The following is a 20,228-nucleotide window of genomic DNA, read 5'->3' as shown; positions in this document are numbered from 1 at the left end:
TCGACACAGACATTCCCCCGTTATTGCACTTTCCAATGATAATAAGTTGAGTAACTTAATGCAGCTGGTGCCAGCCAGCTGTAGTTTGAAGGTGTAGTGATAATGAATAATTTTAAAAATAAAAATATGAACGTTGATGCATTGTTCCTAGGACCAAAATCTGAAAATGCCGTATTTTTCAGAGAAATGATGGAATATGCCGTCACTGAGCATATGCACTGGCGTTCGGGATATCATCCTGAAGATCCAGATTTAGTGACTACCGTCGATAGATATGCACCGGAGTATCGGGATACGTTATATCGTACAGAAGGCATTCTTAACCAGCTTTCCTCTAAGTTGAAAACAACCTCAGTGCCGTGGTTTTCACCGCGTTATATGGGGCATATGAATGCAGATACGTTGATGATTTCCAACCTCGCCTATGTCATGGCGATGATGTATAACCCCAATAATTGCGCCCAAGAATCCTCTCCAACTACCACCGTATTAGAAATTGAAGCAGGGTTAGATTTATGTGGGATGTTTGGGTATGACTTACAGACATCATGGGGACACATTACTTCAGGGGGCACCGTTGCTAACTATGAAGGGTTATGGGTCGCAAGGAATATCAAAACATTACCTTTAGCGATAGCCACTCATCCTCAAGCCCAAAATCTGTTATCAGATACATCAGAAAAAGCCTTGCTGAATATGCGTACGAGTGAGGTACTTGATCTGATTGATGAACTAAAAAAGCAAGGGATATTCGAAGAGATCCGTGATTTAACTTGTCGAGGAACTGGGGTAGAGCAAGGAAAACTGGGTAAATTATTAGTGCCACAATCCAAACATTACTCTTGGATGAAAGCGATGGATATCCTAGGGTTAGGGCAACAGAATATCGTCCAACTCCCAGTGAATAAAAGCTATCGTACGGACGTACCGAAAATGCGTGACATCGTGTTCTCGTTGATTGAAAAAGGGGAACCTATTCTTGCGGTTGTGGCTGTTGTTGGCACCACTGAAACAGGGGCAATCGATAATGTTGCCGAAGTTATCAAATTACGCGAAGAGTGTGAACACCGTTTCGGTGTTTCATTCTATGTCCATATTGATGCCGCATATGCGGGCTATGCCTGTGCAATGTTCCGTGATGAAAACAACCAATTCCTTGAATATGATGAGCTTATTGAACGTTATCATCATGAGGGCGTTTTCCCTTCGGATGTAGTGTGGCCAAAACCTGACGTTTATCAAAGCTTCCGAGCCTTAAATCAAGCGGACTCTATTACAGTGGATCCGCATAAAGTTGGTTTTATTCCTTATGCAGCAGGTGCTATCTGTATGAAGGATAAGCGTATTGTCGATTTGATCTCCTATCATGCTGCGTACGTATTTGAAGAAGTCAAAGAGAGCAGTCGCAAAACTGACAAACAACAAAATGTGTTGTTGGGCTCATCAATTATGGAAGGCTCTAAAGCGGGTGCCACGGCAGCGGCGGTATGGGCTGCGCATCGGTTAGTGCCACTAAACTTATTGGGGTATGGCAAGGTGATTGCCGCGGGTGTCACTACAGCGAATTGGATGATTGAAAAAATCAATGCGAGCGAACCATTCATCATTGATGATCGCGAATTCACGCTTGCTGCTATGCCCACTCCTGATTTTCACATGATCAACTTTATGTTTAGGGAGAAGGGGAATACCTCTTTGGAAAAACAGAATCATTTAAATAAACGCCTATATGAGCTGTGTTCTTATGCCGCTGGGCGTACATACGCAAATGATTTCTTAACCTCATCAACGTCATTAACTTACGAGGAATACGGTGATAATCCTCAAAGTCTGTGTCTAGATGCAAACTTTAATGAAGATGAATGGCATAAAGTCCACTCTATTTATGTATTAAGGGCTGCAATCATGACGCATTGCCTGCGTGATAAACAACATTTCGAAAGCTACTGGAATGAATTAAGAAACATCTTTGAAGACAAATTACAACAACTCATTGATGAAGAAAATAAACGTCATCATTCCATCCAAAAAGTTAGTGTTTAATTAATTTTGTTAGGATCTCAATATGAAAAATCGTACACTTGGTAGTGTTTTTATTGTTGCAGGTACTACGATCGGTGCTGGAATGTTGGCGATGCCAATTGCAGCAGGCAGTAATGGATTTTCAGTCAGTTTAGTCATGTTATTTGGATTATGGGCATTGATGTGTTACACCGCACTTTTGCTGGTTGAAGTGTATCAGCATGAGTCTCACGAGACTGGAATAGGTAGCGTTGCACAACGTTATTTAGGTTCGAGTGGGAAGTTTATTACTGGTTTTAGCATGATGTTTTTAATGTATGCTTTAACTGCCGCGTATGTAACAGGTGCGGGTCAGATCATCACATCAAATCTAAAAGGCAGCTTTGCTATCGAAATGGCTGACTGGATGGGGATAGTTGTATTTACGATTATTGGTGGTGGAGTGGTCTGTTTTGGGACATCATCCGTGGACTTTATTAACCGAATTTTATTTACGGCTAAAATTGTCTTTTTAGTGATCATTTTGGCAATGATGTTCCCTCATGTTGAACAATTGAATTTACTCTCAGCTCCGACAGACAAAATCCTTATCCTTGCCGCTATCCCTGTGTTCTTTACCTCATTTGGTTTCCACGGGAGTGTGCCGAGTGTGGTGAAATATATGGGTGGGGACGTTAAAAAGCTAAGAGTTATCTTTATATTAGGTAGTGCAATTCCGTTAGTTGCTTATATTTTATGGCAGATAGCCACTTTGGGTAGCATTGGAACGAATACGTTTGTAGGCATTTTAGCAGAGAACTCTGGGCTGAATGGATTACTGGAAGCGATTAAATCTGTTGCTCAGTCAGGTAAAACTGAATTGGTCGCGCAGATGTTTATGAGCCTTGCATTAGCCACATCATTCCTTGGGGTTGCATTAGGATTATTCGACTTTTTGGCAGATTTATTTAAGCGTCAGGATAATGCAGCAGGGCGTATACAAACGGGTCTGCTAACATTTTTACCACCATTAGTTTTCGCGCTGTTCTATCCAAAAGGTTTTGTGATGGCATTAGGTTATGCTGCGATCGCATTATCTATTTTAGCGTTATTGCTCCCGAGTGCGATGGCATTAAAATCCCGCCATATTAACCCTCGTAAATATCAAGTACTCGGTGGTAAACCTGCTTTATTCATTGTGTTCCTCTGTGGCATCGTTGTTATTGGAATTCAATTAGGCATTGTTTTTAAATTATTGCCGGATATCGGCTAACACTAACGAGTTATTTTTATAGTACAAAAAGCCCGTTCTCTCTCAGAACTGGCTTTTTTCATTTACAGAGATCACTAAAAACACGTTTTGCACCTTTCACTCCAATTTTTCCCGCTATGATAATGATAATAATTATCATTAGCACATTGTGATAAAAACAGATATATCTAATTCTGGCATTATTCCGAAAACAGATTACAATATTAGATATATCGGTTTTTAATTTTTTGCACATTCACTGAGATATCAAATGGACAATCAACAACCTCTCGAAACATGTTTATGCGAGGGAAAAAGTGTTCGACGTATGTTTAACCCTAAACAGTTGCGCATTTATATTTTGCATTTACTCGTAGATGGCGCGAATTATGGTTATGAACTGATAAAAAAAATCAGTGAGGAAACTGCAGGCTTTTACTGCCCAAGTCCTGGGGTTATTTATCCTACATTGACATTACTGGAAGATCTTGGATTTATTTCAACCAGTAAAGAAACAGGAAAAGGGCGTAAGTGTTTTACGATTACTCCAGAGGGGCGCTGTTTTTTACTTTTAAAGGCTGACATCCTCGCGGAAGTCAAAATAAAACTAAATTATGCACAAGAACTGAAGGCTGGTAATCAGTTTGCCAATGAAATTGAGTTAGCGGTAGATAAATTTAAGTCCTTACTCAGACATAAAATTGTTTTGCAACAATTGTCTAAGAAGGAATCAGCTCAGGTAGTCGAGATTATTAACCAAGCAGTGAATCGAATTGAACAGGTGAATGCTGCGCTATTAATCACAGAATAAATTTAAGTAGAAGGAAAATAACATGGCAAAAACCCGTCATATTATCCAAGTAAAAGAGCAAATTCAGATGAAAGAAACCATGCAGCCGGAACAAGCGACACAAGTGGAAGAAAACAAGCAGGTTGAACCGAAAGAAAAACAGCCTGATTCAGTACCAAAGAATAAAGCTAAATTTAAAGAAGTCGTTTGCCCAAGCGTCCCAATGTCTTACTTTAAGCGGGCAAAAAAACAGAAATACTAAGTTAATATTGTGGCAAAACAGTTATTCATAAACTGAGAGTGAATAGAGTGAAATTCACAAAGTTTCACTAATGGAAATTTGCGTTACTTTATTAATAATTATTTTGTCACTGGATGTATCGAATGAAAGGCCCTAGAACACGGTATGTGCGCTAGAGCCTTTATTATTTTAGATATTCAATAATGCTTGGATTCGTGCGATTTCTTCAATCCATTGTCGCTGAAGTTGCGGCTTCTGATGTGAAACTTTGCGTTGCTTATCAGCGTCTAGCTTTTCTTCCAGTGCCAATAACTGTTCAAGCAAGGCATCTTCATGAGAATGGACCACTTCAGTCTGTGTATTTTCTGAAGTTAAATTGGCTTGACTCGTCTTGAATACACCGTCTGAAGCGGCAGATTGCGCTTCTATCTGTTGGTATAGTGAATCAAGATTTAAATACTCCTCTAAGCGATTATTGTGAATATACCAATAACGCTGACAACTATTCTCAATTAGCCACTTATCATGGCTAACAACTAATAGCGCTCCTTCGAATTGAGCAATTTGCTCACTCAAGGCTTCCTTACCTTCAAGATCGAGGTGGTTAGTCGGTTCATCCAGCAAAATTAACGCATATTGCGCTAAACTGAGCCCAATAAATAATAAGCGAGCCCGTTCACCCCCGCTTAAGGTTGCCACTTTCTGTTGATGGCGTGGATAAGCAAAGCCTGCACTGATCAGTGCCATTTTTCGTTGCTCATCGGTAAGGGGAGCATAGTGGCGTAATGCATCGAGTAAACTGTCATTATCATTCAGCTGTTCTAATTGCTGGTCGTAATAACCAACAGAAATCGTGGGATGAAACTTCAGTTGCATTTCTTGACGTAAATCAGCGAGATACTGTTGCCAAATTAAGCGCAATAAGGTGGATTTTCCACAACCATTTGCACCCATAATCGCAATGCGATCACCACTTTTTACTTGGGTAAATGGCACTGAAAATAGACATTGCCCATCAGGTGTCAATATTTGGGTGTTATCAAACTCAAGGACGCGATTGGCAGGAATCGATTTGCCATTGAGTCGTAATTGCCATTGATAACCGTCAGTAAGGTCAGTTTGTTCCTCTTTTAAACGGTCTATCTGTTTTTCCATCTGTTTTGCTTTTCGAGAAAGTCCTTCATTATCATAAACTTTACCCCAAATAGCTAAACGTTTGGCACTAGAGGCAATACGATCAATTTCCTTTTGCTCTGCTTGGTAGCGATGCTCATCAGTACGATCCGTCTCCGCTAGCGCTTGGCGCGCTAAACTGCATGGAAGTCGGTAAAAATGTAAGGTTTTATCCCGTAATATCCACGTACTGTTAGTAACTTTATCCAGTAAAGATTGATCGTGAGAAACCAACACAAAACTGCCTTTCCAATTTTGTAGAAAATTTCCTAACCAAATAAGAGTAGGTAAATCGAGGTGGTTGCTCGGTTCATCTAACAATAATAAGTCAGGCTGGCAGATTAATGCACGTCCCAGTAGTAAACGGGTATGTTGACCACCGCTAATAGCATTGGCAGATTGCTCCCATTGATGAGGTGCAAACCCTAATTCCGTCAACAACATTTCTGCTCGCCAACGCTCAGAGGCTTGCTCTTGCCGAGGCAGTTTTTGCAGCAATGCATCGATTAATGTTAAGGGTGCCACTTCCGCAGGAAGATGTTGCTCGATATAAGCAGTAATACAATGATTAGCATAAGTAATTTGCCCACTATTTGGAGATAACTGGGAAGTTAATAACTTTAATAGGGTACTTTTGCCGCTACCATTGTGACCAATCAGTCCTATACGATCACCTTGCAATAAAGTGAAACTGATATCTGACAGTAATGATGTGGTTGATGTATCGTAGTTTAATGATTTTACGGATAATAATGTGCTCATAGCTTACTCAAATTTTAGGCGTAAAAACGCCGGGTAATGTCATTACGACAACCCAGTAAGCTGAGAAAAGACTCTTTAGCTGCTTTGCTCAGGCAGGGTTATCGCAGTATAAAACTGTGAAAGCCTGAGCTCTGACGATTACCAAAGAAGTGTGAATATTCAATAAGATCACACAACAGCATAAGATTAACCTCCTTTTTATTTTCAGTATTGCGGTTGAACAATGGAGGAATGATAGCAAAGAGGGCGATTTTAGAGCAATAGCAACCATTCATTTTGTTTATCTGTTGTTATGAGATATTGCTGTGAACCATTGCTATAAATCATTCTTATAATCACAGTATTTTGATGAATAAAACTGCTGATCGTTAGGGTTTGGTACCATCGATGGTTAAAATCGAATCTCAAACAAAAAGAGAGATAGCAATGGATATACAAATTAAAACGGCTACCCGTGAAGATGCACCACTGATTTTAGAGATGATCATTGAATTAGCCGTCTATGAAAAAGCACGCCATGAAGTAAAAGCGAGTGTGGCTGATATTGAAAATTCCCTTTTCGCCCCAGACTCTAAAACCGAAGCGTTACTGTGTTATGTTGATGGCAAACCCGCGGGTTATGCGGTGTTTTTTACTAGTTATTCAACATGGCTAGGCCATAATGGTATTTATTTAGAAGATTTGTATGTTTCCCCTGAATTCAGAGGGGCTGGTGCGGGGAAAAAATTACTTAAGCATATTGCGCAGTTAGCATACAAACGTCAATGCCAGCGTTTAGAGTGGAGCGTGTTGGATTGGAACCAACCTGCGATTGATTTTTACCAAAGTATTGGGGCACAACCTCAAGACGAATGGGTACGTTACCGTATGGATGCTGAAACAATTGCGAAGTTTGCCAATTAATTTTTCAATAAAACAATATTAACTGCTAAATAATATTTTCATCACCAAATCAAAGCCAGTAAATAACGTTACTGGCTTTGTTGTTACTTTTTTATATTCCTATCTACACTTGATATTGCCTCTTTCTTCGAGGGAATAACTTTTTTGTGATATATAGCGATTTAACCTAAGCTAAATTCTGATAAACTTATAATAAATAACAAGATAGACTTAATAATTGGTTGTAATATAGCTTCTGTCTGTTATGAAAATAATAAAACAAAAAATGTAGATGATATTTATTTCAAGAAAAAACAGTTTTGTAATGTGACTAATTAATTTAATTAACGCCAAAAAATGACTGTATTCACTAATTTATTTCATGAATAGAGAAGGGATGGTATGAAAATAAATAAGCGCAAGGTATCGTTTTACATTATTTTAATTCTGGCGATTGCTGCGGCTGGGTATTATTACTGGAACCAAAATTCGAGTAGTCTTCCTGACGGTTTTGCACAGAGCAATGGCAGAATTGAAGCGACTGAAATAGATATTGCGACTAAAACAGCAGGGCGAATCGATACCATCTTGGTCAAAGAAGGGGATTTTGTACAGCAGGGTCAAGAACTAGCTCGTATGGATACTCGTGCTTTGCAGGAACAACTTCATGAAGTACAAGCTCAATTACGCCAAGCGATTAGTGCTGTTGCGACCGCTGAGTCTGGGTTAGTACAACGAAAAAGTGAAAAGCTAGCGGCACAGGCTGTCGTTCGCCAGCGTGAAGCGGAATTAGATGCAGCACAAAAACGCTTAAATCGTTCCCGCGTGTTGGTCAAAACTAAAGCTGTTTCTCAACAACAAGTGGATGATGACACTGCCCAAATGCAAGGGGCAAAGGCGGCTCTTGAAGCGTCTAAAGCGCAAGTGGCAGCATCCACTGCGGCAATTGATTCCGCACAAGCCGGTATTGTTCAAGCTAAAAATCGTGTAGAAGCTGCCACTGCCACAGAAAGGCGTATTACCGCTGATTTAGAAGACAGTATTTTAAAAGCGCCGCGCAGTGGTCGTGTTCAATATCGTGTTGCGGAGCCTGGTGAAGTACTGGGTGCTGGTGGTCGAGTGTTGAATATGGTGGATTTAAGCGATGTTTATATGACCTTTTTCTTGCCAACGGAGCAAGCAGGCAAAGTTGCTTTAGGGAGTGAAGTCCATATTATTCTCGATGCCGCGCCGAACATTGTGATCCCCGCCAAAACGACATTTGTTGCCAGCGTTGCGCAATTTACACCAAAAACAGTCGAAACCCAAAATGAGCGCTTGAAACTCATGTTCCGCGTTCGTGCACGTATTTCCCCTGAATTATTAGAAAAGCATCTTGAATATGTGAAAACAGGTTTACCCGGTAAAGCCTATGTTCGTCTAGATGAACAAACGCCGTGGCCAACTGATCTTGAGGTGAGATTACCACAATGACCGATAAATTGATGGATGATGTGATTGTTGATTTACAGCATGTCAGCCAACATTACGGTGATAACTGTGCGTTGGACGACATAACCCTCTCTATTCCTGCTCGAAAAATGGTTGGGCTCATTGGTCCTGATGGCGTGGGCAAATCAAGCCTAATGTCATTGATTGCGGGTGCTCGGGTGATCCAGCAAGGGCAAGTCAATGTTTTAAATGGGGATATGCATGATAGCGACCATCGTCGCAATGTTTGTCCTAAAATTGCCTATATGCCTCAAGGATTAGGGAAAAACCTTTATCACACGCTTTCAGTTTATGAAAACGTCGATTTTTTCGGTCGGCTATTTGGGCAATCTAATGAAGAGCGGGCATATCGTATTCAAGACCTTCTCGAAAGCACAGGGCTTGCGCCTTTTAAAGACCGACCCGCAGGAAAATTGTCGGGTGGTATGAAGCAAAAGTTGGGGTTATGTTGCGCGCTTATTCATGACCCTGACTTACTGATCCTTGATGAACCAACAACAGGGGTTGACCCTTTATCTCGAGCACAATTTTGGGATCTTATTGACCGTATTCGTGAACGACAAACCAATATGAGCGTGTTGGTCGCGACCGCCTATATGGAAGAGGCTGAGCGTTTTGACTGGTTAGTTGCGATGGACGATGGCAAGGTAATGGCAACAGGTCATGCTGCTGAATTAAAAGCACAAACTGGCTGTAACGACCTTGAAGAGGCATTCATCGCCTTATTACCTGAGGAAAAACGCGCAGGTCACCAAAAAGTGGTCATTCCGCCTCGTGATACGCGAGATGACAACGTTATCGCTATTGAAGCGCAAAATTTAACGATGCGTTTTGGTGATTTTGTCGCGGTAGATCATGTGAATTTCAAAATACCTAAAGGGGAAATTTTCGGTTTTTTAGGCTCCAATGGGTGTGGTAAATCCACCACCATGAAAATGCTGACCGGTTTATTGCAAGCAAGTGAAGGGCAAGCGTGGCTATTTGGGCAAGAGATTGACCCCAAAGACATTGAAACCCGTAAGCGTGTAGGATACATGTCCCAAGCGTTTTCTCTCTATAGTGAATTGAGCGTCCAGCAAAACCTTGAGTTACACGCCAAACTGTTCCACATTCCCGAAGACAAAATAAATCAGCGTATTGATGAAATGTGCCAGCGTTTTGATTTGGATGATGTTCGCGAAACTTTACCGGATGACCTGCCTTTAGGGATACGCCAACGCCTTTCGTTAGCGGTGGCGGTGATCCACCAGCCTGAAATGTTAATTCTCGATGAACCGACTTCAGGGGTTGACCCAGTTGCTCGGGATATGTTCTGGAATTTGATGGTTGATCTATCAAGACATGACGGTGTCACTATTTTTATCTCCACCCACTTTATGAATGAAGCAGAACGCTGTGACCGCATTTCCTTGATGCATGCGGGTAAAGTTCTTGATTGCGATACTCCAGAAAATCTGATTAAAAAGCGTGGGTTAGAAACCTTAGAAGCGACATTTATCGCGTATCTACAGGATGCGGTTGGGGATCAAAATGCGGGTCAAGAGAGCGCTCCCGAATTTCATGTGGATGCGAAGTTAAAACAGCAAGCGGCAGAAGCGCTCAAAAAGCGCTTTAGTTTTCGGCGTTTGTTTAGCTATAGCATACGTGAGGGCATGGAGCTGCGACGTGACCCTGTTCGCTCCACACTGGCCTTGCTAGGTACGGTTATTCTGATGTTCATTATGGGCTATGGGATCAGTATGGATGTGGAAAATCTACGTTTTGCTGTATTAGACCGAGACCAAACAGGATTAAGCCAAGGTTATACGCTGAATTTAGCCGGATCGCGCTATTTTATTGAGCAGCCGCCTCTGCAGGATTATGAGCAACTCGAGGCAGGTATGCGCAGTGGAAAAATCACCGTTGCAATTGAAATTCCGCCTAACTTTGCTCGTGATGTTGCCAAAGGAAACAATGTTAAATTGGGCGTATGGATCGATGGGGCAATGCCAAACCGAGCTGAAACCGTACGCGGTTACGTACAAGCGATGCATTTGGCGTGGTTAAGTACGATGGCGGCACGACAGCCAGCAGGAGTAGCGGGTATTCCTGCGGTGGATATTGAAACTCGCTACCGATATAACCCTGATGTTCGCAGTTTACCTGCAATTGTTCCTGCGGTGATCCCGCTTTTATTGATGATGATCCCCGCGATGTTGAGTGCCTTGAGTGTGGTGCGAGAAAAAGAGCTAGGTTCGATTATTAACCTTTATGTCACCCCGATCACCAAATTAGAATTTCTGCTTGGTAAACAACTTCCCTATATTGTCTTGGGGATGTTTAACTTCGTATTACTTTGCATTTTATCTGTCTATGTCTTTGGTGTGGAATTTAAAGGCAGCTTTTTATCGTTGAGCTTAGCGGCCTTTTTGTACATCACAATTGCAACTGGAATGGGGCTGCTGATTTCTTGTTTTATGAAAAGCCAAATTGCGGCTATTTTTGGTACTTCAATCATCACCTTGATCCCCGCGACTCAATTCTCCGGCATGATTGACCCCGTCTCTTCTTTGGAGGGAATGGGGCGTTGGGTTGGGCAGATTTATCCTACCTCGCATTTTTTAACCATTACGCGCGGTACTTTCTCGAAAGGTCTCAATCTATTTGATTTGCAAGCCTCATTTATCCCGTTGGTTATCACAATCCCGATTGTGATTGGCTTAAGTGTTTATTTCCTGAAAAAACAGGAGGCATAGGGATGATCCGTAAAATACAGAATATATTTAACCTGGGCGTTAAAGAGTTACGAAGTTTAGGGCGTGACAAAGCGATGTTGGCGCTGATTGTATTTGCCTTTACGGTTTCGATTTATTCATCAGCGACCGTGACACCGGGCTCATTGCATAACGCTCCGATTGCGATTGCAGATCAGGACAAATCCCAGCTTTCGAACCGAATCATCAATAGTTTCTATGAGCCGTATTTCTTGCCGCCGGCGGATATTGTACCAAGCCAAATTGATGGATTACTCGACAGAGGGGCATATACTTTCGCTATTGATATTCCACCCAATTTTCAAAGAGATGTATTAGCAGGACGTCATCCTCAATTGCAAGTAAATATCGATGCAACACGCATGAGTCAGGCTTTTTTGGGGAACAGTTACATACAAAATATCACCTTGGGAGAGGTAAATGAATTTTTGGCAAAATACCGTAGCCAAGGGAGTTTACCCGTCGATCTTGAAGTTCGTATGCGCTTCAACCCAAACTTAACACAATCTTGGTTTGGCTCTGTGATGGCAATCATTAACAACATCACTATGTTATCGATTGTCTTAACGGGAGCAGCGTTGATCCGTGAACGTGAGCATGGCACTGTCGAGCATTTAATGGTGATGCCACTCACTCCCTTTGAAATCATGATGTCGAAAATTTGGTCGATGGGATTAGTGGTATTAATTGCTTCTGCTATCTCTTTATTGTTAGTGGTTAAAACCTTATTGCAGGTGCCTATTGAGGGCTCAATATTGCTGTTTATGTGTGGGGTAGCGCTGAGCTTATTTGCCACAACATCGATAGGCATTTTTATGGGGACCATCGCGCGTTCAATGCCGCAGTTTGGGCTGCTAATGATTCTGGTATTATTGCCATTAAACATGCTTTCAGGGGGAATGACCGCCCGCGAAAGTATGCCGCAACTGGTGCAGGATATTATGTTAACCATGCCAACCACGCACTTTGTTAGCTTAGCGCAAGCCATTTTGTATCGCGGCGCAGGCTTTCAAATTGTATGGCCTCAATTTGCCATTCTGGTCGTGATCGGTAGCGTATTTTTTAGCTTTGCCTTAATGCGTTTCCATAAAACTATTGCCACGATGGCATAGTATTTATCGCACTGTATCGGCTATTTTCCATAAAACGCTTGCGGATTTTATCAGTAAGCGTTTTAATGCTTCGCCTATCAATTTTTAACTAATGATTAGATTTTGCCTATCAAATCGATAGCAACGACTGATTGGATTAAGTCTCTGAGAAACAGTAACTTAATAGTCAACCAAACAGGAGGACATCAAATGTCATTAATTAATACTCAAATCAAACCTTTTTCTAATCAAGCATTTAAAGACGGTAAATTTATCGAAGTCACAGAGAAAGATGTTGCAGGTAAATGGAGCGTTTTCTTCTTTTATCCAGCAGATTTCACCTTTGTTTGCCCAACTGAATTAGGTGACATTGCTGACCATTACGCTGAATTCCAAAAAATGGGTGTGGATATCTACTCTGTATCGACTGATACCCATTTCACGCACAAAGCATGGCATGAAAGCTCTGAAACTATCGGTAAAATCAAATACGCGATGATCGGCGACCCAACAGGTGCTCTGACTCGTAACTTCGAAAATATGCGTGAAAACGAAGGATTAGCTGACCGTGGTACATTCGTTGTTGACCCACAAGGTATCATCCAAGCTATCGAAATCACTGCTGAAGGTATTGGTCGTGATGCTGCTGACTTACTGCGTAAAGTTAAAGCTGCTCAATATGTTGCAAGCCACCCAGGTGAAGTTTGCCCAGCTAAATGGAAAGAAGGTGAAGCAACACTGTCTCCATCTTTAGATTTAGTCGGCAAAATCTAATCGATTATCCTCGATAAGACTATTGCAAAATAAGCTACGTTGCAGGCGCTAAACACAATTAAGTAAAAGCCTGCAACGGGCTATACGACGGGTATATGTACCCGATTTCATGACCAAGGGGATTACATGCTCGATAATAATTTACAGGCTCAATTAAAAGCCTATCTAGAAAGATTAACTAAACCTGTAGAACTGGTTTCGAATTTAGATGACAGCGCAAAATCAATTGAAATAAAACAATTACTTGAACAAATTGCGTCGCTGTCAGACAAGGTGACTGTACGTGAAGAGCACGACTCCACCCAAAGAACACCTTCATTTTTAATTACCAACCCAGGGACTAATATTGGCGTGCGTTTTGCAGGCTCACCATTGGGTCATGAATTTACGTCTTTAGTGCTGGCGCTACTGCAAGTGGGTGGTCATCCATCCAAAGAAGCCCAAGAATTATTGGACCAAGTGAAAGGGCTTGAAGGCGATTTCAACTTTGAGACTTATTATTCATTATCTTGCCATAATTGCCCTGATGTCGTGCAGGCGTTGAACTTGATGGCAGTTTTGAATCCGAACGTTCGCCATACGGCGATTGATGGTGCGCTGTTCCAAAATGAAATCGACGAACGCAACATCATGGGTGTTCCCGCTGTTTTCTTAAACGGCAAAGAATTTGGTCAAGGTCGCATGACATTAAGCGAAATCGTGAGCAAGGTTGATACCAATGCCGATGCGCGTGCGGCAAAAGCGATTAGCGAACGTGAACCCTTTGAAGTTTTAATCATCGGTAGTGGTCCGGCGGGTGCATCAGCCGCAGTTTATACTGCACGTAAAGGCATCCGTACTGGCGTCATCGGTGAGCGTTTCGGTGGACAGGTGATGGATACCGTTGATATCGAAAACTATATTTCGGTATTGAAAACAGAAGGCGCAATTTTAGCGGGTGCCCTGAAAAATCATGTAGATAGCTATAATGTCGATGTAATTGATGGCCAATCAGTCACTAAGCTTATCCCTGCTGAGCAAATTGGCGGTTATCACCAAATCGAAACAGCATCAGGCGGCGTGATGAAAGCACGCAGTATTATCATCGCAACCGGTGCTCGCTGGAGAAATATGGGCGTACCGGGTGAGCAAGAGTACCGTACAAAAGGGATTACATTCTGCCCACACTGTGATGGTCCACTGTTTAAAGGTAAGCGTGTAGCCGTCATTGGCGGGGGTAACTCCGGTATTGAAGCCGCTATCGACTTAGCGGGTATCGTCGAACATGTCACTGTATTGGAGTTCGCATCAGAATTAAAAGCTGACTCAGTATTACAAGAAAAAGCGCGTAGCTTGAGTAATATCGACATCATTTTGAATGCACAAACCCTTGAAGTTAAAGGGGATGGCAGCAAAATGACTAGCTTAGAGTACAAAGACCGTACCGATGAAAGTGTGCATTCTTTGGAAGTGGCAGGTGCATTTGTTCAGATTGGTTTATTACCAAATACCAATTGGTTAGGGGATACCGTTGCACGTAACCGTATGGGTGAAATTGAAGTTGATGCCCGTAATGAAACCAGTGTGAAAGGCGTTTTCGCCGCAGGTGACTGTACAACAGTGCCTTACAAACAAATTATCATTTCAGCCGGAGAAGGTGCAAAGGCCGCACTTAGCGCCTTTGATTACCTCATACGCACAAGTACCAGAACCGCTGAATAGCTTATAGTTTAGCGGGTTGTAGCCAAAAGGCACTCGGGGGCGAGTGCCTTTTTTTGTGCGTGAAAGATAATCAAGATAAGCGAAAAGTAATAACATCAATATTCTTTCTTCCGTTAAATGTCGTGATGGAATAAGACATTAATATTGATGATAGTCAATGGGATTATCATGTTTGATGGTCTCTGGGATAGCTATTTAATGAATATCTTCGTGACTGCGGTACACCAAAGAAAGCTCAGGATGATGCCATAAGCTGGCAGGGGTGACGGTAGTGCGTTCCCATGGAATGGTGCCAATAAACCACAGCTTCCAGAAATTTAATTTGGCATTCGGATTTTTTGTTAATAATGCTCTGAAAGTTTCGATTTCACCAATACGAATAGATAGGGCTGATTGGTAAATATCGAATACAAATTTTGAGCAAAATTGGCGTGATGAATCGTATTTAAACCCAGTATGATAAAACTTATTTAAGCGGGGGAAAACTTGTGTTACTAACGCCTGTTTTTGTGTCTCGGTTAAATGTGTGGATAAACGTCGCACACTGTAACGATGCTCAGATGAACGGGCAATAAAACGCGATAATGTGGTGGTGGTCGATAATGGAATACGGCTTTCTGCCACTAAATAGTCATTGCCATCATGACCGATGATCATGCCCACATGATTACTCCAACATTGTGATGCGGAGGCAATTTGGCGGAAAACTTCAGTACCAATGCTAGTGAAAATAATGTCACCGACTTCAAGCTCATAAGGGTAATTTATTTTTGTCATGGAATACCTCAAGCGGATGATAAAACTGACCTTGGCGTCATCTTATAAACCGTTAGGTATTCGCGACAATCGGAATAGCGGCAAATATCACTTCTGTTTAACTTGGGTATATTTTCATCAATTCTAAACTTAATAATTGAATATTTTGTATGATTTCTTGTTCGGTATGGGCGGCATAGCCGAATAGAATGGCATTATTATTTTTGCTATTAATGCAATATCGAGACAGCGGCTGCGCACCAAGCCCGAGCGCTCGACACTGCTCTAGGATAATCTCTAAGTTATAGCCTTTTTTTACCCAACAGACTGTATGGATCCCTGAATCATTCATGTGAGCATCAAAAATGTGCGGGAGATATTGATTGATGGATTGGTAAAAAACAGTTTGGCGTTCATAGCAAACTTTGCGGATCTTCCGGATATGTCTCGCGTAATGACCTTCTTGAATAAACTGTGTTAAAGCGGCTTGTTCTAAATAGCTACAATGACTATCACTGTAATATTTCATCATCGTAAAAGCTTCACTCAGACTTTCTGGCACAATTAAAAATCCAAGGCGAAAACCGGGGTACATCATTTTAGAAAATGTACCAGCATAAATAACACGTTGATGATTATCCAGCCCTTGTAAGGCTTGAATCGGTTTGGATAAAAAACGGAACTCACTGTTGTAATCATCCTCAAATATCCAAGCATTATTTTGTTGCGCCCAATCTAATAATGCGAGGCGGCGGGGTAAGCTTAAAGTTGTTCCAAGCGGAAACTGATGAGATGGCGTAGTATAAATCAGTTTGGCATCACTATGATGCGCGGCGGCGTATTCAATATTCATTCCCTCATGGTCAGAGGGGATCGGTGAAATATTGGCACCTGCGGCGGTTAAAATCGCACGAGCACTATCATAGCCGGGGTCATCGAGCCAAACAGTATCATTTTGTTTTAATAAGACTTTAGCCACCAAATTTATCGCCTGCTGTGTTCCATTCACAATAATAATTTGGTTGTCAGAGCAATGAACGCCTCGGGTTGAACGCACATAGTCAGCCAATAATTTTTTGAGCGGCGTATAGCCGTCAGGGTGATTATAGTGGGTAATTTCTCGTTTGGATTTTCGCCAAACTCGCCCTAATAATCGCCCCCAAAGATCATGGGGAAATTGGTCAACACAACCGACGCCAATATTAAATATTGAGCGCTTATTGGTATTTGGGCGTGATTGTTCCCAAAGTGGTTGAAGGTTATTCAACATGGGGTTCAGATAAAGTGCAGGATTTTCTTGTTGAGAACAAGCTTGATGAGAGGCTGTGGTACGAACTAACTCATCAGGAATTTGAGCAGAAACATAAGTTCCAGAGCCTTGTTTTGAGTATAAATAACCTTCATCAATTAGGCGTTCAAATCCCGCAATGACTGAGTTACGCGAAATTGACATCATCTCAGCCAGCGCCCGAGTCGAAGGTAATTTCAGGCCAGCGGCAATTCGGCCATCTAGAATTGCACTACGGATTGTGTGATAAACCCCTTCATTGATTCGACCTTGTTCGAGCAATAAAAGTGGAAACTGAGCCTGCTGCTTTCTTCTCATAAGTGGATCCTAAATAAATCACAAAAGTGTACCTTATGCAGTACCAGATAGCTCAGTACTATAACCCCATCGAGTAATATGTCTACTAATGGAAGGGTTATTATGAATAATGCAGAATTACCAGTTTCTATCGAATTTGTTTCCCCTAATCACTACCCAGAATGGTTAGTTTATTGGCTAGAATATCAAAAGTTTTATCAAGTAGATTTAAGTGAAGAAATTACATTAAAAGCGTGGGAACGCTTCTTTGATGAAAAAGAACCCATGTATTGTGCGGTAGCAGTCGAAGGTGACAAGGTTGTTGGTTTTGTTAATTATCTTTTCCATCGTTCGACATGGGCGAAAAATGACTTTTGCTATTTAGAGGATTTGTATGTAACGCCTGAAGTTCGTGGTCGCCATGTGGGTAAACAACTCATTGAGTTTGTTCAACAGCAAGCGCAAAAAAAACAGTGTGGAAGATTGTACTGGCATACACAAGAGACTAATTTACGGGGGCAGAAGTTATACAATTGGGTGGCAGAAAAACCGGGTGTTATCGAATATAGAATGCCACTATAACGACGATATCATTAAATCGAGTGCCCGCTGTTGCTTTAACAGCGGGATATGATTGCTAAAAATCTTAATTTGCTAATTGTGCTCGTACTTCCATTAATGCAAAACCTAATAGATTTAAACCTTTCCATGTGAGTGGATTTTCAATATTTTCTGCATCTTCTGCTAAACCAATTCCCCATATTTTGTCGACAGGGCTCGCTTCAACAAGCACCCGCTCATTAGTCGCGAGTAGGAATTGTTTTAACGCCTCATTTTGGGAGAATTTTGCCAAATTAGCTTTTACAACAATATTAAAGCGGTTTGCATCCCAAATATCTTGTTTGAACCCGCGAACTTCTCGACCAAATGCTTTTGCTGCACCAGGATTAGGTGCATGAATAATTTTTTGTAGCGTTTCATTATCATCAAATAAGCGGGCTTTTTCAGCCATCATAAAATGTTCGGCGCTAGCAAAGCGATTGTTATCAACGATAAAAGGGGCGGGATACCATTGGCTAAAACAGCTTTTTGTTACTTGATGTTGTTTAGACTGATGCCCCCAAAAAAAGACATATTTAAATTTTTTACCTGTTCGGTAGAGCTTACAAAGGTTTTTTATATCCATAAGACTAACTTGAAAAATAATCATTAGATACGGTTAGATTAACGATAAACCAATGGCTTGGCTATCGGAATTACCCGCACTCTTGTTGCAAAGAAAAAATAATTTTTGAATAAAGCTCACATTCTTGAAATGTATTAATTGGTATCGCTTTTTTTAACTAACACACCTTTTATTTTAACGATATCATAACAAATATAAATTTATAATTATTTGAAAAAACAGAATTAATTAATTATGGAAAAGATTTTACTGGTGTTATGGCCATTATTTGCTCTTATTACAATGGGTTTTATATTGCGTAGAACTGCACTGTTTTCTGCTGATTTTTGGCCGAGTGCGGAAAAGCTTAATTACTTCATTTTATTTCCAGCTTTACTAATAAGCAGTTTAGCAAATGCGCCGTTAGATAATCCAAAATTGCCTTATCTTGCATGTGCAATTTTGTTTATTCTTGCGATAAGCTCATTGTTCGTGGTGCTGAGTAAATATTTATTCAAAATCTCGATTCCAAGATTTGGGGCCCACATTCAAGGAATTATTCGTTTTAATACCTATTTAGGTCTTGCAATTATTGCTGATCTATTTGGATCGGAAGGGATTGCTATTTCTGCGGTAATTATGGCGATTTTAGTGCCCAGCTGCAATGTGATTGCTGTGTTATCATTGAGTGCAGGTAAGAAAGTCACATTAAAGCAACTTGTGATGCCTATTGCTAAAAACCCTCTGATAATATCTTGTGTTATCGGAATTTTATTAAATTTATTACCTATTGGTTTACCATTTGGTTCTGACCAATTTTTAAAATTACTGGCAGCAGCGAGTTTACCATTAGGGTTAATTTGCATTGGTGGAGCACTACAAACAGCAACATTGAGAAAAGAGTTTAAACCAATCATGGTTTCAACATTATTACGTTTGCTCGCGATGCCTATTTTAGCGGTATTAACTGCCCATTTATTTTCATTACCAGCATTAGAAAGGGTTCTTTTGGTGATCTTTTTCGCTATTCCTACTGCCCCGACGTCCTATATTTTAACCAAACAACTCAATGGTGATAGCCAATTGATGGCTGGAATTATTACTTTTCAAACTATTCTTGCGGTTATTACATTACCGCTAGTTTTAACATTAATTACTCAATAATATTATTTTCATATAGAAAGCAACATCATAATTATTATGATGTTGCTTTCTATGGCGAAGTGAAGTTAGAAATGCAGTTACTTAACAAGTTTACAATCACGACCCTTGTCGTCAGAAATACGGTTATTAACAGCATCATCTTCAGAAATAGTCGCTAAGTTTAATCCTGCTTTGCTGCTCCATAGTTGGAAATTTTCACCAACATAGCGAGCGCCACTCGCGGCTTCTTTGTTTTTCAGTAAAATCAATTCATCGTTGTAAAGCATCACTGCTGTATCTTGATTAGGGAAAGAAACTTTAATTTTTTGTCCATCGCAGTTATAGGTTTGTGTTTTAGCGGCGAATGCAGATGACGATACAGCCAAAACGGATAATGCAGCGATAGAAGAAACTAAAAGAGTTTTTTTCATTGGTTTTCCTTAATACCTTTTAAGTATTTATACCAGCGTTCATAAACATTAAAACGATAAGCTACAGAGATATAGTATTACTTTTAAATATACATAGTATAAACATTTAGTCACTATTTTATGAAATTTAATAATATTCTTAATTTCAACTTAATCTCCTTTGTAAATAACGATATAAATATTTTTAGATGTATTTTTGTTTTTTAAAATAGAAGCTAATAAGTTATCCAAGGCTTT

Annotated in this window: 17 protein-coding genes; 12 read left to right on the top strand and 5 right to left on the bottom strand. The window is 40.8% G+C overall.

Annotation, left to right across the window (positions count from 1 at the left end):
• The first annotated feature begins 102 nt into the window (after positions 1-102).
• The 4 genes from PR766_RS05395 (at position 103) to PR766_RS05380 (ending at position 4,305) form a co-directional block, all read left to right on the top strand.
• The gene (locus tag PR766_RS05395; protein WP_154636615.1) at positions 103-2,043 is read left to right on the top strand and encodes a pyridoxal phosphate-dependent decarboxylase family protein; all 1,941 of its coding nucleotides are present in this window, start codon (positions 103-105) and stop codon (positions 2,041-2,043) included.
• Positions 2,044-2,125: 82 nt separating this feature from the next.
• Entirely contained in the window at positions 2,126-3,274 is a 1,149-nt protein-coding gene (gene tyrP / locus PR766_RS05390) for a tyrosine transporter TyrP (protein ID WP_228075365.1), read from the top strand.
• Positions 3,275-3,524: 250 nt separating this feature from the next.
• Positions 3,525-4,064 (top strand): PadR family transcriptional regulator, encoded by a 540-nt coding sequence (locus PR766_RS05385; protein ID WP_006659876.1) that lies wholly within the window; start codon positions 3,525-3,527, stop codon positions 4,062-4,064.
• A gap of 22 nt (positions 4,065-4,086) precedes the next feature.
• The gene (locus tag PR766_RS05380; RefSeq protein WP_006659875.1) at positions 4,087-4,305 is read left to right on the top strand and encodes a hypothetical protein; all 219 of its coding nucleotides are present in this window, start codon (positions 4,087-4,089) and stop codon (positions 4,303-4,305) included.
• Positions 4,306-4,473: 168 nt separating this feature from the next.
• On the opposite strand, the gene PR766_RS05375 is transcribed toward PR766_RS05380, so the two are convergent.
• Positions 4,474-6,219 carry an ABC-F family ATP-binding cassette domain-containing protein gene (locus PR766_RS05375; protein WP_154636614.1) on the bottom strand — a complete coding sequence of 582 codons (1,746 nt, stop codon included), beginning with the start codon at positions 6,217-6,219 and terminating at the stop codon, positions 4,474-4,476.
• A 426-nt stretch (positions 6,220-6,645) separates the two neighbouring features.
• Between PR766_RS05375 and PR766_RS05370 the strand changes: the two genes are divergently transcribed.
• The 6 genes from PR766_RS05370 to ahpF all read left to right on the top strand — a co-directional run bounded on the left by PR766_RS05370 (position 6,646) and on the right by ahpF (position 14,911).
• A complete protein-coding gene (locus PR766_RS05370; protein WP_006661794.1) occupies positions 6,646-7,122 on the top strand; it encodes a GNAT family N-acetyltransferase in 477 nt (158 codons plus the stop codon).
• Between the two features lie 381 nt (positions 7,123-7,503).
• Positions 7,504-8,574 (top strand): HlyD family secretion protein, encoded by a 1,071-nt coding sequence (locus PR766_RS05365; RefSeq protein ID WP_006659872.1) that lies wholly within the window; start codon positions 7,504-7,506, stop codon positions 8,572-8,574.
• A complete protein-coding gene (rbbA, locus tag PR766_RS05360) occupies positions 8,571-11,327 on the top strand; it encodes a ribosome-associated ATPase/putative transporter RbbA (protein WP_154636613.1) in 2,757 nt (918 codons plus the stop codon). Before PR766_RS05365 ends, rbbA begins: the two co-directional genes overlap by 4 nt.
• Positions 11,328-11,332: 5 nt before the next feature.
• Positions 11,333-12,457, top strand: a complete 1,125-nt coding sequence (locus PR766_RS05355; protein ID WP_230086869.1) for an ABC transporter permease — start codon at positions 11,333-11,335, stop codon at positions 12,455-12,457.
• Between the two features lie 189 nt (positions 12,458-12,646).
• The gene (ahpC, locus tag PR766_RS05350; protein WP_006659869.1) at positions 12,647-13,210 is read left to right on the top strand and encodes an alkyl hydroperoxide reductase subunit C; all 564 of its coding nucleotides are present in this window, start codon (positions 12,647-12,649) and stop codon (positions 13,208-13,210) included.
• A gap of 126 nt (positions 13,211-13,336) precedes the next feature.
• Positions 13,337-14,911 (top strand): alkyl hydroperoxide reductase subunit F, encoded by a 1,575-nt coding sequence (ahpF, locus tag PR766_RS05345; RefSeq protein ID WP_006661792.1) that lies wholly within the window; start codon positions 13,337-13,339, stop codon positions 14,909-14,911.
• Positions 14,912-15,106: 195 nt separating this feature from the next.
• On the opposite strand, the gene PR766_RS05340 is transcribed toward ahpF, so the two are convergent.
• Together PR766_RS05340 and pdxR are read right to left on the bottom strand one after the other, a co-directional pair.
• Positions 15,107-15,688, bottom strand: a complete 582-nt coding sequence (locus tag PR766_RS05340; protein WP_006659866.1) for a YebB family permuted papain-like enzyme — start codon at positions 15,686-15,688, stop codon at positions 15,107-15,109.
• 97 nt (positions 15,689-15,785) lie between these two features.
• A complete protein-coding gene (gene pdxR / locus PR766_RS05335; protein ID WP_154636611.1) occupies positions 15,786-17,273 on the bottom strand; it encodes a MocR-like pyridoxine biosynthesis transcription factor PdxR in 1,488 nt (495 codons plus the stop codon).
• Between the two features lie 102 nt (positions 17,274-17,375).
• Here pdxR and PR766_RS05330 point away from each other — a divergent pair, with 102 nt between their 5' ends.
• Positions 17,376-17,834, top strand: coding sequence for a GNAT family N-acetyltransferase (locus PR766_RS05330; protein ID WP_154636610.1), 459 nt, complete (start codon positions 17,376-17,378; stop codon positions 17,832-17,834).
• Positions 17,835-17,898: 64 nt separating this feature from the next.
• Here the strand turns inward: PR766_RS05330 and PR766_RS05325 are convergent, their stop codons facing one another.
• Complete coding sequence (locus tag PR766_RS05325) at positions 17,899-18,438, bottom strand: NADAR family protein (protein ID WP_006661779.1); 540 nt, start codon at positions 18,436-18,438, stop codon at positions 17,899-17,901.
• 234 nt (positions 18,439-18,672) lie between these two features.
• Between PR766_RS05325 and PR766_RS05320 the strand changes: the two genes are divergently transcribed.
• Positions 18,673-19,581: an AEC family transporter gene (locus tag PR766_RS05320; protein ID WP_006661778.1), complete on the top strand. Its 909-nt coding sequence runs from the start codon at positions 18,673-18,675 to the stop codon at positions 19,579-19,581.
• A gap of 77 nt (positions 19,582-19,658) precedes the next feature.
• Here PR766_RS05320 and PR766_RS05315 read toward each other — a convergent pair whose 3' ends face one another.
• Complete coding sequence (locus PR766_RS05315) at positions 19,659-19,991, bottom strand: MliC family protein (protein WP_006659860.1); 333 nt, start codon at positions 19,989-19,991, stop codon at positions 19,659-19,661.
• Between the last annotated feature and the right edge of the window lie 237 nt (positions 19,992-20,228).

The sequence above is a fragment of the Providencia sp. PROV208 genome (genome assembly GCF_028479465.1).
Taxonomy (GTDB): Bacteria; Pseudomonadota; Gammaproteobacteria; order Enterobacterales; family Enterobacteriaceae; genus Providencia; species Providencia alcalifaciens.
Note: the sequence above shows the minus strand (reverse complement) of the source record. Positions and strands in the feature narration are given on the sequence as shown.

Coding starts and splice junctions, on each gene's coding strand:
- tyrP (WP_228075365.1), top strand. CDS start 2,126: ATGTTGGCGATGCCAATTGCAGCAGGCAGTAATGGATTTTCAGTCAGT.
- pdxR (WP_154636611.1), bottom strand. CDS start 17,273: ATGAGAAGAAAGCAGCAGGCTCAGTTTCCACTTTTATTGCTCGAACAA.
- PR766_RS05395 (WP_154636615.1), top strand. CDS start 103: ATGAATAATTTTAAAAATAAAAATATGAACGTTGATGCATTGTTCCTA.
- PR766_RS05325 (WP_006661779.1), bottom strand. CDS start 18,438: ATGGATATAAAAAACCTTTGTAAGCTCTACCGAACAGGTAAAAAATTT.
- rbbA (WP_154636613.1), top strand. CDS start 8,571: ATGACCGATAAATTGATGGATGATGTGATTGTTGATTTACAGCATGTC.
- PR766_RS05340 (WP_006659866.1), bottom strand. CDS start 15,688: ATGACAAAAATAAATTACCCTTATGAGCTTGAAGTCGGTGACATTATT.
- ahpC (WP_006659869.1), top strand. CDS start 12,647: ATGTCATTAATTAATACTCAAATCAAACCTTTTTCTAATCAAGCATTT.
- PR766_RS05380 (WP_006659875.1), top strand. CDS start 4,087: ATGGCAAAAACCCGTCATATTATCCAAGTAAAAGAGCAAATTCAGATG.
- PR766_RS05330 (WP_154636610.1), top strand. CDS start 17,376: ATGAATAATGCAGAATTACCAGTTTCTATCGAATTTGTTTCCCCTAAT.
- PR766_RS05375 (WP_154636614.1), bottom strand. CDS start 6,219: ATGAGCACATTATTATCCGTAAAATCATTAAACTACGATACATCAACC.
- ahpF (WP_006661792.1), top strand. CDS start 13,337: ATGCTCGATAATAATTTACAGGCTCAATTAAAAGCCTATCTAGAAAGA.
- PR766_RS05365 (WP_006659872.1), top strand. CDS start 7,504: ATGAAAATAAATAAGCGCAAGGTATCGTTTTACATTATTTTAATTCTG.
- PR766_RS05370 (WP_006661794.1), top strand. CDS start 6,646: ATGGATATACAAATTAAAACGGCTACCCGTGAAGATGCACCACTGATT.
- PR766_RS05385 (WP_006659876.1), top strand. CDS start 3,525: ATGGACAATCAACAACCTCTCGAAACATGTTTATGCGAGGGAAAAAGT.
- PR766_RS05320 (WP_006661778.1), top strand. CDS start 18,673: ATGGAAAAGATTTTACTGGTGTTATGGCCATTATTTGCTCTTATTACA.
- PR766_RS05315 (WP_006659860.1), bottom strand. CDS start 19,991: ATGAAAAAAACTCTTTTAGTTTCTTCTATCGCTGCATTATCCGTTTTG.